General features: G+C 47.9%; 14 protein-coding genes and 1 pseudogene. All 15 read right to left on the bottom strand.

The window, feature by feature from the left end:
• Positions 1 to 536 precede the first annotated feature (536 nt).
• A pseudogene (locus AU14_RS12345) lies at positions 537 to 2478 on the bottom strand (polysaccharide biosynthesis protein).
• 1 nt (position 2479) lies between these two features.
• Positions 2480 to 3031 carry a sugar transferase gene (locus AU14_RS12340; protein WP_041341201.1) on the bottom strand — a complete coding sequence of 184 codons (552 nt, stop codon included), beginning with the start codon at positions 3029 to 3031 and terminating at the stop codon, positions 2480 to 2482.
• Positions 3028 to 3993 (bottom strand): NAD-dependent epimerase/dehydratase family protein, encoded by a 966-nt coding sequence (locus AU14_RS12335; RefSeq protein ID WP_052472040.1) that lies wholly within the window; start codon positions 3991 to 3993, stop codon positions 3028 to 3030. The genes AU14_RS12340 and AU14_RS12335 overlap by 4 nt, the downstream gene beginning before the upstream one ends.
• The gene (locus AU14_RS21710; protein WP_236744044.1) at positions 3990 to 4520 is read right to left on the bottom strand and encodes a glycosyltransferase; all 531 of its coding nucleotides are present in this window, start codon (positions 4518 to 4520) and stop codon (positions 3990 to 3992) included. The genes AU14_RS12335 and AU14_RS21710 overlap by 4 nt, the downstream gene beginning before the upstream one ends.
• Positions 4520 to 6184, bottom strand: a complete 1665-nt coding sequence (locus tag AU14_RS21705; protein WP_236744043.1) for a glycosyltransferase — start codon at positions 6182 to 6184, stop codon at positions 4520 to 4522. The genes AU14_RS21710 and AU14_RS21705 overlap by 1 nt, the downstream gene beginning before the upstream one ends.
• On the bottom strand, positions 6181 to 7167 hold the full coding sequence (locus AU14_RS12325) for a hypothetical protein (protein WP_041341199.1): 987 nt from the start codon (positions 7165 to 7167) through the stop codon (positions 6181 to 6183). The genes AU14_RS21705 and AU14_RS12325 overlap by 4 nt, the downstream gene beginning before the upstream one ends.
• Positions 7168 to 7170: 3 nt before the next feature.
• A complete protein-coding gene (locus AU14_RS12320) occupies positions 7171 to 7914 on the bottom strand; it encodes a Wzz/FepE/Etk N-terminal domain-containing protein (RefSeq protein WP_041341196.1) in 744 nt (247 codons plus the stop codon).
• Entirely contained in the window at positions 7911 to 9029 is a 1119-nt protein-coding gene (locus tag AU14_RS19860) for a glycosyltransferase family 4 protein (protein ID WP_094191214.1), read from the bottom strand. Before AU14_RS19860 ends, AU14_RS12320 begins: the two co-directional genes overlap by 4 nt.
• A gap of 126 nt (positions 9030 to 9155) precedes the next feature.
• The gene (locus tag AU14_RS12310) at positions 9156 to 10139 is read right to left on the bottom strand and encodes a glycosyltransferase family 2 protein (RefSeq protein WP_236744042.1); all 984 of its coding nucleotides are present in this window, start codon (positions 10137 to 10139) and stop codon (positions 9156 to 9158) included.
• Positions 10136 to 11062 carry a hypothetical protein gene (locus AU14_RS12305; protein WP_148312747.1) on the bottom strand — a complete coding sequence of 309 codons (927 nt, stop codon included), beginning with the start codon at positions 11060 to 11062 and terminating at the stop codon, positions 10136 to 10138. The genes AU14_RS12310 and AU14_RS12305 overlap by 4 nt, the downstream gene beginning before the upstream one ends.
• Before the next feature lie 31 nt (positions 11063 to 11093).
• Complete coding sequence (locus AU14_RS12300) at positions 11094 to 12509, bottom strand: lipopolysaccharide biosynthesis protein (RefSeq protein WP_158498319.1); 1416 nt, start codon at positions 12507 to 12509, stop codon at positions 11094 to 11096.
• Positions 12510 to 12616: 107 nt separating this feature from the next.
• Entirely contained in the window at positions 12617 to 13753 is a 1137-nt protein-coding gene (locus AU14_RS12295) for a Gfo/Idh/MocA family protein (protein WP_041341188.1), read from the bottom strand.
• Positions 13743 to 14915 (bottom strand): ATP-grasp domain-containing protein, encoded by a 1173-nt coding sequence (locus tag AU14_RS12290; RefSeq protein WP_041341186.1) that lies wholly within the window; start codon positions 14913 to 14915, stop codon positions 13743 to 13745. Before AU14_RS12290 ends, AU14_RS12295 begins: the two co-directional genes overlap by 11 nt.
• A 3-nt stretch (positions 14916 to 14918) precedes the next feature.
• Complete coding sequence (locus AU14_RS12285) at positions 14919 to 16028, bottom strand: DegT/DnrJ/EryC1/StrS family aminotransferase (RefSeq protein WP_041341183.1); 1110 nt, start codon at positions 16026 to 16028, stop codon at positions 14919 to 14921.
• Positions 16029 to 16589 carry a dTDP-4-dehydrorhamnose 3,5-epimerase gene (rfbC, locus tag AU14_RS12280; protein ID WP_041343950.1) on the bottom strand — a complete coding sequence of 187 codons (561 nt, stop codon included), beginning with the start codon at positions 16587 to 16589 and terminating at the stop codon, positions 16029 to 16031.
• Between the last annotated feature and the right edge of the window lies 1 nt (position 16590).

Genomic DNA, 16590 nt, shown 5'->3' with positions numbered 1-16590 from the left:
GAATTTCTCCGAGAGGCAGAGAAATGCCCGACACAAACCGAATTAAATCGCTCTTCCCCACATGCTGAATAGCCCCCAACCTGATTAACCCGGGCCCGTATTTCGTAGTGTTCACAATCCAGTTCCACCCTGCCACCGGCGCACATGCCGGCCCCAAAAGGGAACGAATCGACCCCAACACCCACTCAATCAGCCAACAGTCCCGGGCAAAACCAGTCTCTAGGGCACCCTCCAGAATTTCCGGCAGCATCATAGCGAAAGGCTAGGAACAGGTAATCGGCCTCTCAAAACCCGCGGCCTTCGTCTTGGCTCGGGAACAGGCGGCAGTCAATCAGAGTGCCTGCGGAGTTTGATGTCGTGAAGTTAAGGGCAGTCCCCTTTTCATACTCGGAACGAGAGTTAGCTCATTGCAGGAGCCCGCCTCTCCTGTAATGGCCGCTGTGGTGCAAAAGATCAGTCATCACCAACATCCCTGTTGAATAACGAAAACGGAGGCAATCAAGCCCTGTCACTAAATCACGTGACCAGGTTATATCCTAGGCCAAGGGCAACCGACAGACCTTATCCGCATCCCTTGCCTCGCCAACCAGCTCCTGATTGCCGTTGCACCAAACCAGATCCGCCACACCCCCATTATGAGCAAATCCTGTGGGCGCCGTTTTCAGAATTAGGATGACATCCTCGCAGTCAAATTCATGGCTTGCCCGCATCAACCGGTTCAGTGTTTGCTCCACCTCATCCCACGCCATTGATACTTCTCTGGCCATCATGATCCGTGGATGAGCAGTACCCTGCGGGTTATTACCAATTAACAACTCCTCATACAGCTTTTCACCCGGACGCAGCCCGGAGAAAATAATTTCGATATCCCCATCCGGTCGATCGTCTGTTTTCTCCATCAACCCCATCAAGTGAATCATCTTGCGGGCCAAGTCAGCAATTTTTACGGGCTCGCCCATATTCAGAACAAACACTTCACCGCCCTGCCCCATACTGCCAGCCTGAAGAACCAACTGACTGGCCTCAGGGATGGTCATGAAGTACCGGATAATATCCGGATGAGTGACCGTAACCGGCCCGCCGTCGCGGATCTGATCCCGGAACAACGGAACAACAGAGCCGGAAGAGCCAAGCACATTACCAAAGCGCACCATGGAAAAGATGGTATCTGACTGCCGCTGGGCCAGTCCCTGCAGTACAAGCTCAGCCAGGCGCTTACTGGCACCCATCACATTGGTGGGGCGAACCGCCTTATCGGTGGATATCAGCACGAACCTCTGGACACCTGCCGAAATGGCCGCCTCGGCCACGTGGAAAGTGCCAAAGACATTGTTCTGAACGCCTTCAATCACATTATGTTCAACCAGTGGCACATGTTTGTAGGCGGCAGCGTGGTATACGGTCTCAACGCCAAAAGCTCTCATAACCACCTCGCAACGCCTACGGTGCACTACACTCCCCAGCAGCGGATGGAGCTCCACACTCAGATCCGCAACGCGATTGATCGCCTGCAATTCCCGCTCAATGGCGTACAGGGAATACTCGGATTGCTCGAACAACACCAACACCTTAGGCCGGTGCCGGATAATCTGCCGGCATAATTCCGAGCCAATAGAGCCGCCGGCACCCGTTACCATTACCGTTTTCTGATACAGACTTTCCGCTACTACGGCGTTGTCGGGCTGAACTGGGTCGCGACCCAGAAGATCCTCCAACTCCAGATCGCGAATATCATTGATGCGAGCCTGGCCGGCAACAAGCTCAGATACAGAAGGAACGGTCTGGACCGGGATAGACAGTGGCTCCAATTGCTTTAGAAGCTTCTTGCGATCAACCTGTGAATTGGAATCGAGTGCCAGCAGAATTCGGCGCACACCGTACTTGCTCATATTTTTGGCGATCAGCTCGATACTGACTACCGGCAGGCCATCCACCATCGATTTGTGGTTAGCGCGGTTAAACGTGACAAACACTACAGGGCGGTACTCGGTACCCTGGCGTAAGCTGACGCCAGGGCCATACCCGTTTCACCCGCACCTACAATAGCAACCGCCTCTTTCGCTCGTTGCTTGGGGTGGTTAACCATCATACGAACGCCGAGGCGAGTACCACTAACAAAAACAAAAGCCAGCGCACCGTATATGATTGGGACAGATCGCGGAATAAACACTTGCATAAGGTAGCCCAGCACAATCATGCAAAGCGCCGATGCTATTACCCCGTACACAACTGTCAGAAAGGCTTTGTCACTAAGATAGCGGATTACAGCCCGATACAACCCCAACTTGATGAAAACACAAATAGTCAAAACTACAGTGACAACACAAACCAGCAATTGATCAAACGTCGGCAACCAGGCTTGCTGCTCTAACCGAAGAGCAAAGGCACCCCAAAATGCAAAAGACAGGAAAAACACGTCAGAAATGACAGAGATTATGCGCTTATATACCTAGGCAAGCCGAGAAACTTCTTGATCATATTAGTTATTCACCCGATCACCAGCGCCCTTCCCACAAACCGTCATGAAGATGCAATAGAAATAGTGTCTCAGGGACATTCCGGCAAGCATCTTAGCATCTGTTTCTGCTAACAGTCGTGGTGTAGACATATCGATATCTTTAATTTGTGCCAATCCAGTTATTCCGGGTCTTGCCGCCAGAACGCCGCGACGGTAACGCTCCTCTATGAGTTCTGTCTGACTGAACAAGCAAGGGCGAGGGCCGACCAAACTCATCTCACCTTTAAGAACGTTCCAGAGCTGGGGAAGCTCGTCCAGCTTGGTTCGACGTAAAAAGCGGCCCAGAGGAGTAATGGCTGAGGCATCTGCCAGATGACTAGCGACGGATGCAGTATCTGGTTTCATAGTACGGAATTTCAACAACGTGAAGGGTTTTCGATTGCGGCCTACTCGTTTCTGTCGGAATAGGGGGGCACCCGTGTCAAAAACGCCAATGAGTAAAATTAACAACAAAACCGGGAATCCCAGAGTCAGGCCAAGAATAGCAAAAAGAACATCACAAAAACGAATCACTCGTACCCCCCATTCCCGACACATTCCTCCAATCCCTGTTGCAACGAGACTGGCGGTTCCCAGTCCAAAACGTTTACCGTGTCGGTAATATCCAACTGCAAGTTACCCAAAAGGCGGAGACCATGATCTTTTTTACCAAGCAGAGTCACCCCCCATAACAACAACTTTGGCGGAACAGCCAAAAGCCGCGGTCTGACTTCCATCGCGTATGCCAACTTTCTCAACAGTTCAGGCGTAGAAACATCCTCGTTGTCCGAAACAAGAAAAGCCTGATTCACTTCCCCCGGATGATCAATGCAACGAACAATCAAGCCCACGAGATTCGGGAGGCTTACCAGTGATCGACTGTTCTCAATGGCTCCGAACGGCAGCGGAATTCCCTTTGCTAAGATATTAATCAAGCTCGCAAAATTACCTTTTACCCCCGGACCATAGATTAAGGGGGGCCGGACCACAACGATGTCCATCCCAGTTTCCCTGCCGATCTCTCGCAACCCCTGCTCGGCCTGCCACTTAGAAACCGCGTAATCATCTCTGGGGTTCGCTGGCGTAGAAGCCGAAAAGGGCCTGCCAGGCAAAGACTCCTCTCCATGGATTTTCACGGAACTTAAAAATATAAACCGATGAACACCATTAGAAGCAGCTTGTCGCGCAAGGGCCAGGGTCCCATCAACATTGACTTTAGTCAGAAGAGATTTCTGTTCATCTCCTAGCTGCCCCCCTCCATAGGTAACGGCAGCTGTATGGACAACGGTACCGGCACTTCCCAGCGCAGCACGCCAATCCGTGTGCGCATCGATATGTCCGACCCCGAAAATATTATCTTTAACACTTCCAACTGACGAAGCATCTCGTATGGCCCCGATACATTTCTTCCCTGGGAGCCCCTGCAGTTGGTTCATAACTGCTGAACCAACAAATCCATTAGCCCCTGTCACCAGCACAGTTGTTTTTTTAATCACTTACACAACTCCCGGTATATTGCCAAATGCTGCCCAACGATTTTCTCGGTTGAAAATTCTTTCTCCGCAAGGGCTCTTCCCGACTCACCCATACTCCTACGCAGCGTGGGGTTCTCTGCCAATTCCTGAATAGCATCAGCCAGAGCAACTGAGTCCTTCACAGGAACAAGGATACCCGTCTTCCCAGGTTCTAACGCATCTCGGCAGCCAGGAACGTCCGTAGTAACAAGCGCCCGGCCGCAGGCAGCCCCCTCAAGAAGCGATTTCGACAAGCCTTCCCGATACGAGGGCAGACACACGATGTGAGCCTGAGCATACTGCTCCGAAATTTCTTCCCTGTATCCCAGAAACTCAACGCCAGTTGTCTTTTTCCAGTGCTCAAGGTCGGCTGCGGTTACGGAAGAGCTATTATGTGGATCCACATCACCCAATACACGAAAGGTTACTGCGACACCCCGTCGGGCAAGAACCTTTGAAGCCTCCACAAACTCATATATCCCCTTATCTTTTAACAATCTTGCAGCCATCACAACGATCGGCGTCCCCTCGGCTCTACCTTAAACTCGCATTTATCAAGGTCCACACCCGCACCGCGAATTAGTCGCGCCTGGTTGTTCTTCATAGCTCTGGTCGACTCCAAAACCCTGCGGTCATCATTGTTCTGGAAAATGACTCGAAGGTTTGGGTGCCGAAAGCCAAGCTGATACATAGTAAGCACAACCTTTCGACGAATACTCCCAAGCATCGAGTCTGCAAGAAAGACTGTCCCCAACCCGGAAACGGCCGCTACCACAGAGGGAACCTTTTCCAGCCTCCCGGCTATGGAGCCATAAATCACAGGCTTGATCGTTACCAAGTGGACAATGTCCGGCTTCAAACTCTTAAAGAGCCGTTTGATTTCCAGAAAGGTTTTCATCTCTGCCCACAATTGCTGACCACCTCTATTGAGCGGCAATAAATGATGATAAAAACCATGGTCGACTATGGCATTCACCTGCTGCCCCGGCCCCGTTGCAATATGAACATCGTACCCCTGCTCCCTCGCCGCGAGAGCAATCGCTAGACGGTGGGATATAAAAAACGCGGGACAGTTCACTACGAACAAGAGTATCGATTTTTGGGGGTTACTAGTTCCATAGACGTCCAGATAGCCAGATACCATTTTATCTAATGAAAACTTTCCTGCCTGACTACTTGCTGCCATCGATATCTCAGGCGGGCCCGACTTTTCACACTTAGTGATTGCATCGTTAATGGCATTTACCCAGGCAGAGACAGATCGATACTCAGGAACAAGCGTCACAGCTTCGCTTTCTGGCCCTACGACTTCTCTTAAACCGTCAACATCAGAAACAACAACCGGAAGGCCCGTCGACATTCCCTCTGCAGCAACCAAACCAAACCCCTCCCACTGAGAAGGGATCAGCTGCAGATCCGCACGGCAGAGGTAACCCTCCACATCATCCGACCACCCCGGCAGCAACACACTATCAGAAAGCCCACGGCTGTTGATCAAATTCTCGAGTTTGGTGCGCGCGGGCCCCTCTCCCGCAATCACATACTCTTCAATCCGATCACGTAATTGCGACACTGCCTCAATAGCCACAGTAAAATTTTTCTTTTCTGTTAGAGAACCAACGGAAACCACAGAGATTTTTCTGCCATTTATTGGAGTCCGCACATTGATCTCATTGAGTTGAGCACCATTAGGAACGGTAATTAGCTGCCCACCGGACAAACCCTGACCAATCCAACTCGACAGTGATTTATGTACACCATCACTAATGCAGATTACTCTCTCGTATCTGGAATATAGGAAACGGTCGATCAGCCTAAAGCCTGGAATTTCTCGACGTCGGTTATAAGTGTTGTGCTCAGTGTAAAATAGTCTGACCCGAATAAAGAGCGTCGCCAGAACGACGTATATGAAGGGCCACGTCAGGTGGGCATGCACAATGAGGTCCGGATGCTGCTTTCGTAGCCGAGAGATTGCTGACCTCAGCTTGAAGATATTGGAAACAGATCGAACTCCAGAATCTAGGGAGACTTCGTTTGCCTTGAGACTGCCCCCATTGTCATTGAAAAAAACAATTGCCGACTCTACTCCCCGAGTTTGATTGCGTTGGTTGAGCTCACGTACAAGAACCTCCGCTCCACCGCCTGATGGCGTGGTTATTACATGCAAAATCATAGTAAAGCACCTTCCCAGGACTGACTCGCAAAACCAAGCAATGGCTGGCCAAGCCCAATGTATATTTGAATCAGAGAATACATAAGAAACAAGCCAATAAAGGCGTACCGATAATACCCTCGAGTTGAGAAACCGGCGATCAGCACTATTGGCAAAACACTTTCAAAAACACGGCCGGACAATGGGAAAGTAAAATACATCCCAAGATAAACGAGCACGAACAGCGCAGCGAAAGAGTGCTTGGCATACCACTCACGTGACTGAAAACAAAAAATTGCGAACACCAGACTCCAAAATAAAAATGCACTGCCGGAGACGTTCAAATCGAAACCGGAGTATCGTAATGCATGCCGTGAGCCAAACAGGTCTGCAACAAAGAAAATCAGAAATACAGAGAAAACGGATATTGCAAAAAATACTGTTGCTTTCAGATCAAACTTCATTCTTGCCCATGACGAGAACCAGAAAACCACCAGAAAGCACCCGACGATGAAAAAGGAGGCATGAATAAAAGGAGTCAAACCAATCATGAACCACTTTTTCGACCTACCCAGATAGAGCCAGGCGTAGGTGAATATGGCGACGGCGTATCCCTGTCTCAGCTGGACAACATGGTTTTTCAGAATCTGAGGCAAGAGAAGTGCAATCAATAACAAGAAAATAAGCTTACGATTGAAACCCAGCATCGAATAAGCAAACAGAAAAGCAAAACTGAATATCAGAAGGGAAAGAACTGACTCAGGCCCCATAAACAGAGATAGCACATAGTTGGCAAGAAGGAATACGGGTTCATTAACAAGAAATGCCAAAATCCCTGCATCAAAATAGCGAGCCATCGCTGAACCGGCGTCGGCGGCATAAACCAGATAATTTTCTCGGTCTTTGAAGGCAGCGATTGGCAGTACAAACGCCAAAATATATGCATAAAAAAACGACAATACCACCGCAAGGCGGCTGGCATCTAGTTTGTGGCTAGTGTCCATACCTTACTGCAATTTAGCCCGAACTCTCGCGACGAATTCCGCAACGAAAGCGGCCATTATCCCCAAAACAACACCTGCCACTAAAAATCCCACGAGTATCTGCCATGCGGGACGCCCATCTGGCTTCAGACTGCGGCGCGCTGTTGTTAAGACCTCTGCAGGTCGCAACCCATCAAGCTTGAGCTTGATTTCATTTCTCACCTGCACGATAGCCGCTAGCGACTGTTCGTTCTCCAGGCCCGAAATCCTTTGTATCAGTTCATCTGATGAGTTTAACTGCTGTTGAAAACTCTCCTTTTGGTCCGAAAGATACTTTTGCTGCTCTTTAAGTAACCGGTCAAGGAGGTTCTCATGTAACTCCCGAACCAAGCTTTCGTCCTCAAGAGTAGCTAGAGATTCAAATTCGATCATAGTGGACCCAGATGTGCGATCAAAGGTCGGCTTTCCCACGAGACGTTTACCCTCTTTTTGATAAAGACTTTCCATGTCCGGTAGCCAAAATGTTTCAAGTTTTGAAACCAAGTATTGAGTAGATTGAGCCGGCGTTGCGCCATTTTGTTGAGCCACCAGGAAGAGGCTACGATACTGATATTGATCGGGAGCTATCAGAAAATAGAGAATCCCGGCAAACACTGTTAATAGCAGGACAGAAATCGCCACCATACGGCGGACAACTAAGATTGCCGCTAAATCAACAAGCCCGATTTCTTCAGGCTTTTCCATCTTCTGATTCGAATACTGCGTCATAATTGTCTGCCAGCGGTTACTAATTGTCTCAAGGCGTCTTCCAAGCCTTCTACTTGTTCATTTACACTAAACCTATTGATCTGCGCACGTGCTACTTCCATCGCCTCATAAAAAGGTGCAGGGTTTTGCAGAACACAGCGGAGGGCCTCTGACCAAGCGTCCTCGTCCCCCGGCTCCAAAGTCAGAACTTTTTGAAATGCGACAGCTTCAGGCAGCCCGCCAATATCCGAAACCAGGGCAATTTTACCGGCAGCTAATGCTTCAACCGCAACTCTTCCGAAGGGTTCCGGCCACAATGAGGGAACAAGAACAATATCTGCGTTGTCCTCAAACTCTTTACGGACATCACACCACCCGACCAGTGTCAGGTTGTTCTTTGCTTGCTCTCCATGGACATTCGCACCCGGACATCCAACCATCCGAAAGTTCAAATCCGGGAAACGCTCTGCCAACCTTTCAACGAGCGCTGTCCCCTTTTTGGTGCTGGTACCCACCATCGATACCGTTTTCAGGGACCGACCTTCATCCATCGGAACCAACTCATAATCGACGGGCGGATAAACAATCTTCGACATAACTGTGGCCGGAATATAGCTGTTACAAATACTGGCCATATAGTCACTGTTCGGAAGAACAAGGTCCACCTTCGCGACCGACTTCGGCCCAAAACAACCTAGTAAAATGCTCTTAAAAATGCGCTTAAACATTGCGGGGAGTGTTTCTCGATTATCAAGATTCTCATACGCCCTCACCAAGAGGGCCACAGGCACGCCCGCAGAACTCTTGAGCGAGAGTGCAACTCCCAACGCTTCTGTAGAGGTGATAATCACATCAGGTTTAACAACCGCCAAAGCTATCTTGTGAACCTTGCGCCGAAACTGAAGTCGCGATTTCACATATAAAAAAACGGAGTTTGCAGGTTCACTGAGTTCGACAATGTCCACGCCATTTTCTGTACAATTACCGCAACCGCCTGCGTTCGTAGTAACAACCACTACCTCATGCCCATTTTCCACCAATCCTTGAAAGAGAAGACGGTTTGATATTTCCCCACCACCGACATTCCCAGAGTAGCTTGCAGTTCGGTAGCTAGGCATCACCGCCAAAACTTTCACAATTGGCACCTCTTTTAGAGCATTCTGGATAAATGGGATTGTCGAAGAATCTGACTACGAGCAGACAGGAAAAACGGGCAGTTTACTTCAAAAATTGGTGACACAAAACCTGACAGATGATTCGTATTATCCCACGAGATCCCTTAAAACAGATTTAATGCCATTGCTTTGCCGATAATCACCTTTCACTAGCATATAAAAAACCGTTAAAAACCTTGACACAAACCATTGCTCGCGAACCGCAACACGCCGTTCTTCTCTTTCAATTCTGGTTTCAGTCGATTTTCTGAACTCCACGAATTTTGAGTGATATTTAGCAGGTGCTCTTTGTTGGGTCTCCGTCAGATGCCTAAGAAAGACCTTTTGTTGGTCAATACTTGCCCGCGCTTTTTCAGGCGCATCTTTTTTGAACGTAGTCTGAACGGCATGTAAAAAAGCCAGTGACCGAGTCACTTTGTATGTTCTGTTAGCTATAAACTGCGACTCGTTAGATTCGTGCCGACGATAGTATTGGAGTGGTTTGGGGTCTACCAACTTTGCATTCAGGCCACCCGACAGACCGACCAGCCAATCATCATGCCCCCTCACTGCTTTGGGAATCGGTAGACAGAAATCCAGCAGCTCCCTGCGCACACACGCGCAACAGCCCATTACGAAGCGTTCCAGAGGTATACCCGCCGAACGGATCTGACCGAGCTTGGTAAGCCCAACTTCATTAAGGTCCGAGTCCGTGAGTACCGCGTCATTCATCATGACCAGTGCATCAGAATGTGACTCGGCCAGCTCTATCATGTGCTGAATTTTGTCGGGGAACCATACATCATCTTGGTCACTAAGAAACACCAGATCGCCTGTCGTTTTCATTAATGCCGCATTAAAGTTGCCGCAATAGCCCAGATTTCTTTTGTTACGATGAAACTCTACCTTAAAGGGAGCTGTTTTGGCGAACTCACTGACCAGAGCTTCAGTTTGGTCCGTGGAACAGTCGTCGGTGATAATTAACTCATCCGGTAACCGGGTCTGGTCTACAAAGCTTTCGAGTTGCTCTTTGATGTATTGGGCACCATTGTAGGTGGCGAGAGCAACAGAGATTTTCATTGCTTTTTTCAAAGCTCACTCGTTTTATTCAGTTCGTCGAAAAAATATCGTTCAGTAGTCAATACAAAACGATCCACAGACTCTAATTCAACAATCCTTTTTTCCGCGAGAGTTTCAAGAAGTTTTTCCCGGCTCTCGACAGCCCAAGACACATTATCCCATCCATAGGCAATGCCATATCGGTTTTCCACGTCAGGATACCATTCTTCAAGCGAGACGCCTGTCTGAGGCACAACTATCGGAATACACCCGCACATTGCAGCATAGCGACTGTACATCGTATAAAGGTCATAACAAATGAAATACTTGCACTCATTAAATATTATAGACAGCTCTTCGTGAGTCATGCCGTCCACATTTATGGCACCGGGCTCATGATAATCCAATGCTCTATCCCTACCCTTCCTGATCATATAACACTGGCCAGCGCGACCGCTTTCATTGTTAATTCTATAGATGTCTGACTTCAACTCCGACACAATCAAGTGGTGTCCCTCATTTGGATTCAAATCCCAGTCATTAAAGATAGAGTCGTAGAAAAAAAATATTTCTTTATTTCCAAAATCTTTGTTTCCATTAATCACCCCGGGCTTATTTAACAGCCATCGGACGACAAATTTTGCACCTAAGGGATTCCCTGCCGTTATTTCGGGATAAATAACAATCGCGCCTTTCAGGTCGCTTTTTTTAGAAATTTTTAAATTATAAGGAGATTTAATACTACGTTTTTTAGTATAATTAATCAACAATAACTTAAACCATCTAAATAACTTGACCCAGCCTCGCAACGATCGTAAGTCCCGCCGCGTAGGTTTTGGTGCTGGCCATATTGATACATTGTGTCCTGAATCGCGCAGCATGCTCGCTAACTTGTGGAGCACTATAATTCCGCCGCTGCTATCTCGGTATACTGGTGTCCAAATAACAAATTTCAAATAGCCAACCTCAAGTGTTTTCTTACCTTTACTATAATATACCTAGCCGGCGCTTCTTGATCTCACTGATCAGCACACTCAGGCCTTCTCCTCGTAACAGGAGTGTTGCGACGATGTAAATCCCAATTCCAAAAACTCCACCACCCGCTAACTCAAGAAACTCAACATTTCCCTGTTGTCCGACTAAAAACCACGCCCCCGCTCCGGCAACAACACCAGAGATAAGGGGTTTTATGACATCTTTTATTTGATCAAATAAAGAATATCCGACCAAACGCGCGGAAAAATAGGTATTAGGAATCAGCGACAGGAACGAACCAACTACCATGCTCGCAACAATACCGAGGACCCCAAAAGGTATTGCGAGAAACAATAAAGCAAGATTTACTGCTTTTTTTACTAACCCCACCTTCAAAACCAAATCCGAACGGCCTTTTACGTTGAGTAAATTAACGTTCAGAGCATGCACAGGGTAAAGTGCACCTACGACACACAACAGTTGTAAATAAGGGACTGCGCCCACCCACCGCTCATCAAGAAAGATTGTAAACAGTGGAGTTGCAAGCCCGGCCAACAGAGCCATTACCGGCGCAATCAGGAACATCATTATCTGCATAATTTGCCTAAACTTTCGCCTAAGACTACCGTTATCCGTCTGCAAAGTGGACAAAGCAGGAAAAGTTGCTTGCTGAACGGCGTTAGTTAGTTGTTGCGAAACCAGATTGCTGATTTTTGTTGCGAGGAAAAATAGCCCCGTAATTTCCGCGCTAAATAAGCGTCCAATGACCGCAACATAGGAGTTTTGATACAAGATCTCGAGCAGTCCTTCCATCAGCAGATTTCTACCAAAACGGAATAGCCTTGAAAAAGACTCGCGACTGAACTCCAAGGCCGGGCGCCACTTACTGACTAACCAGAGCACAAGTGCGGATATCAACGCAGAACTGAGTACTTGCACCACCAAACTCCAAACGCCCCAACCATAGAAAGCAGCTGAAATAGCGAGGAAGCCAGAAAACACCACACCTAAGGTGTTGGCCTTCATCTGGGATTTGAAGTCCATCCGACGACTGAGTACGGCTGTTTGAACCACTTTAGCGGCGTTAATGAATACGACCAGCCCCATCACCTGAATGATTGTAGACAGCTCTGCCTGGCTGTAGAAGTCTGCGATGAAGGGAGCGGCCGCAAACAGGACAGCATAGGCCAGCCCGCTGAGCAAAAGATTGCTGAAAAACACCGTATTGAGATCTGAATCGGTCACGGTTTCGCTTCGGATGAGCGCTATACCAAGGCCGGAATTCACAAACACATTCGCCAACTCAAACACCACCGTTGCCATTGCAATGAGACCAAAGGCCTCAGGTGCCAGCAGGCGAGCCAGAAACAACATGAAAATTGTGCTGGCCCCACGTGTCATAAACAGACTCACCAGGTTCCAGAGCACCCCCACTCCGATCTTCCGGTTTATCGCGCTCATACGTTAAAGCCTGTTACAACGAGAATATCAGCTAACCTAATCTTTATTATGTCTATTCCGACAACACTCACGACTTATTGGCGGTCGCACTTTTCCCAGGTTCCCGAATCTATCGATTTAACCATTGCCTCAAGCCACTGAAGCCCATTCAGTGCCAAATCAGGCCCAAAAACCTCTGACGACTCAAATGTTCCTTTGGACTGGTAATCAAGCAGAGCTTCATGAATATCTGCATATAGGTTCGCAAGCGCCTCGTTAAAACCGGCGGGGTGTCCGGCTTTAAAACGTGTGTAACGCGGCGCATCGGCCACTTTCACAGAAGACGCCCGATCTACGATCTCCCTGGATCCGTTGCTATAAGAGACCAACAGCTCCTCTGGGTTAGTTTGAATCCACTCAACGGAAGCCTCGTCACCATAAAGCCTTAACTTTAGCCCGTTTCGACTACCTAGGGCGGCCTTGCTGAACCAGGCATTTCCTGTCATGCGGTTAGAATACCGTGTCATACACGATGCATTATCAACAACATTGAACCAACCGTGACTCGACTGGTCAGCCACCACTTCCAGCGGTCGTGCACGAGTCAAATAATAAATCAGCTCGTGTAAGTGAACGGCCAAATCCAAATGCAGAGTAGGGATTTCGCCATCCTGCGTTCTCCAATATTGCGGTGTAGCCTTATCTCCATCTTTGTTACGACGCAGGAACCCCTCCTGGGGCATTTCCACCTGAAAATGCTGGACTGTGCCTAAAGTTCCATCTTGGATGAACCTCCTCATCTCTCTTACCATCGGATAACCTGAATAGTTATATATTACAGCTAGAAAGCTGTTATTTTCCTCGGCTATCGCTTTTATTTTCGAGGCTTCTTCGGATGTCAGACAGAGTGCTTTCTCTGAGATAACTGGCATGCCCTCACGCAGACAATCTAGAATCATCCCATAGTGAAGCGGCGTTGGTGTCAGAATGACGACAGCGTCGATAACATCTTTTTCATGCGATAAGAAATCCGACAGGCTGCGGTAAACGCGTTTTTTTTCTATTCCGTATACTTCGGCTGCCTGAAAGTTTTTTTCCTCTTCCAAGCTTAAAACTCCAGCATCTAGCGACCACAAATTGTCCATTCTTGATGCTACAAAATGAGCATACCCTACGGCCGAATCCAGTCCACCACCAACAAATCCAAGCTTCAATGTTTTTCTACGACTCATTACTCCCTCCTGGAAAGTTTAACTGGTACAGACTTCTGGAAATTAGATGCTCATACAATTGTAGCTGCTCTTCCTTTGAATGAGATTCAATAAACATAACACCCAGCCTAATACAGTCATTCGGTTTTGCGGCTTCTCCAGACGTGACTAAAGGTACAAAAAGAATGACGTTCGTAGCTCGTTCAAACTGAAGCCCCCAAAAGGTTTGTCCTGGCTTCGACGTAACCGTGTGTCGGATTATATTCCTCTTTATCTCAGGGCGCGGTGCAGCTTTAACTTTCTCCCCAATAAAGGGCGCTATATAAGAATCCGAATATTCATAACCTGTTGCATATTCAATCAATAATGCGTAAATATCTCCCGGACAGCGCCGTGTCATTTCAATAACCCAATATTTATCCCCATCGCTTAAAAATTGAAGATGCACCAGGCCATCGGAGATGCCAAGCTCTTCGGCTATTTTACAAACATCAGACTCCAAAGATAGTTGCAGCGATTCTGCGAGATCATTTGTAACTTGGCTGGTATCCACCGTAAACGGGTTGGCACTGCCATCCTCCTGAACAAAAAATCCTGCTACAACCCTGCCTGCCTGAAAAAAACAGGAATAACTGTAAAGCTGCCCGCTTATGTACTCCTCTATCAGTGCGGTTTTTGATTTTGAAACTTTGTACGCCGCATCAATAGCGGTACCCAATTGCTGAGCATCCGGGTATCTCAGGACTTGGATACCTTGACCGCTGAAAGAATCCACTGGCTTGACTATTACAGATGGATAATTCACTGCCTCATCCTGAAGAAGCAGCTTTGGCACCGGAATTGACAACCTTCGGGTTAACTCTTTAAACGCATCTTTTGAATTTATTTTGTGAGTATTTTCGACGGTATCAATACCCAGAAATTTCCCGTCGCCAACCTTTGCACACATTGTATATGAAAGGTCAGTGCATCCAGGAACCAGGAAATCAATATTCCTTTCCTCGATAAACTTTGAAAGGACACTCGCATCTGAATAATCCAGTTGGCAGTAATTTTCTGCCATTTTAGCCAGTGTTTCTTCTGGATTTTTGCCTACAACCCAAACGTCATGCCCTTTTTTTATGAGCGCCTGATATAAGGGGACCGCAGCACGATTCGTATCAACTAGCAGCGTCGTTGGCATAAATTACCCCTTAACTTCGTCGAATCCATTAATTGTGCTTATTATTTTCGACAAATCTTTATCTTTAATGGAAGAATAGATGGGTAAACATATGATCTTTTTTGAAATCATTCTTGAGTTTGGGACTCCACCGCTCGCCGTGCTTATAAAGTCGACTTCATCCAAAGACGGATAGAAATATCGTCTGGCGCCAACGTTAATATCTCCCAAACCTTTCACTACAGACAAAGTTTTATCTTCTGAACCCAGCACCATGGGAACGTAAGCATAATTTTGAGTAGCATTACTATTCCATTGCTGGAATTGGCATTTTGAAGTGAGATTATCTTTATAGAATTCCCACACATGCTGACGTGCGGACATATTATCTGCAATTTCATCCAACACACACAGCCCCATCGCCGCCTGCATCTCATTCATCTTGGCGTTGATTCCCAACTCCTCGATGGTTTCCGGCCCGGTGATTCCGAAGTTAATCATTTTTTTCGCGCGCTCCAGATCTTCCTTACGCTTGAACACGATGGCCCCACCCTCTCCGGTGTGGAAAAGTTTGGTCGCGTGGAAGCTGAGAGTCGCAGCATCGCCGTGTTTGAGCAGGCTTTCGCCTTTATATTTTACACCAAAGGCGTGGGAGGCATCGTAAATGACTTTCAGATCATACCTCTGAGCAATGGTATCAATGGCCTCAACTTCGCAGGCATTGCCAAATACGTGAACAGGAACGATAGCCCGAGTTCTATCAGTTATTGCCTTGCCGATCCGATCAGGGTCCAGACACCAGCTTTTCGGATCAATATCCACAAAAACGGGTTGTATTCCATCCCATTTTAAAGAGCTGGCCGTTGCAATGAAACTGAAGGGCGTAGTTATTGCCTCCGGGTGCTGGTCCGACCGCGAATCGCTAACACCAAGAGCGCGGTAAGCGATTTGAAGTGCAAGAGTGCCATTCGCTACCAACAGCAGATTATCCACCTCCAGATACTCTTCAAGGCGGCGCGTGAGCTCCTGCACGAGCTGACCGTTGTTGGTCAGCCACTGCCGTTCGTATATACCATCAAGGTACTGATCGAGCTTCTCTCTGCTGGGAAGGAACGGTTTGGTGACGGGTATCATTCAGTAATGCTCTCTTAACTCTTCCCGAGCCTGAGTAAAAGTTTGTCCCTGACGGTCTTTTGCAGACAATAAAAGGCCTTCGGTGTTCTCTATTCCCCAATCTATATTCAGTACCGGATCATCCCAGCGGATTGTACGTTCCTGGTCAGGTGCATAGAAGTCAGTGCACTTGTACTGGAAATCCGCGGTTTCACTGGTTACAAGAAAACCGTGTGCGAATCCTGGTGGCACCCAAAGCATGCGTTTGTTTTCTTCCGAAAGGTACTCCCCTACCCAATGGCCAAAAGTGGATGATTTCGGGCGAACATCTACTGCTATATCGAGAACTTCGCCACAGGTTACTCGCACCAGCTTGCCCTGAGGCTGTTCGATTTGGTAATGCAGACCCCGGAGAGTGTTTTTGACGGACCGGCTATGGTTATCCTGCTTAAAAGCGGCATTAATCCCCGCATCTCGAAAGGCTTTTTCGTTCCAGGTTTCCATAAAAAAACCGCGCTCATCTCCAAAAATCGAAGGTTCGATTATCACTACGTCTGGAATCCTAGTTTCGATGATTTTCATG

Source organism: Marinobacter similis (genome assembly GCF_000830985.1).
Classification (GTDB): Bacteria; Pseudomonadota; Gammaproteobacteria; order Pseudomonadales; family Oleiphilaceae; genus Marinobacter; species Marinobacter similis.
Note: the sequence above shows the minus strand (reverse complement) of the source record. Positions and strands in the feature narration are given on the sequence as shown.

Excerpts from the sequence above, each read along its gene's own strand:
- AU14_RS12320 (WP_041341196.1), bottom strand. The coding sequence starts at position 7,914 with ATGACGCAGTATTCGAATCAGAAGATGGAAAAGCCTGAAGAAATCGGG.
- AU14_RS12325 (WP_041341199.1), bottom strand. The coding sequence starts at position 7,167 with ATGGACACTAGCCACAAACTAGATGCCAGCCGCCTTGCGGTGGTATTG.
- rfbC (WP_041343950.1), bottom strand. The coding sequence starts at position 16,589 with ATGAAAATCATCGAAACTAGGATTCCAGACGTAGTGATAATCGAACCT.
- AU14_RS21705 (WP_236744043.1), bottom strand. The coding sequence starts at position 6,184 with ATGATTTTGCATGTAATAACCACGCCATCAGGCGGTGGAGCGGAGGTT.
- AU14_RS12290 (WP_041341186.1), bottom strand. The coding sequence starts at position 14,915 with ATGCCAACGACGCTGCTAGTTGATACGAATCGTGCTGCGGTCCCCTTA.
- AU14_RS21710 (WP_236744044.1), bottom strand. The coding sequence starts at position 4,520 with ATGGCTGCAAGATTGTTAAAAGATAAGGGGATATATGAGTTTGTGGAG.
- AU14_RS12285 (WP_041341183.1), bottom strand. The coding sequence starts at position 16,028 with ATGATACCCGTCACCAAACCGTTCCTTCCCAGCAGAGAGAAGCTCGAT.
- AU14_RS12295 (WP_041341188.1), bottom strand. The coding sequence starts at position 13,753 with ATGAGTCGTAGAAAAACATTGAAGCTTGGATTTGTTGGTGGTGGACTG.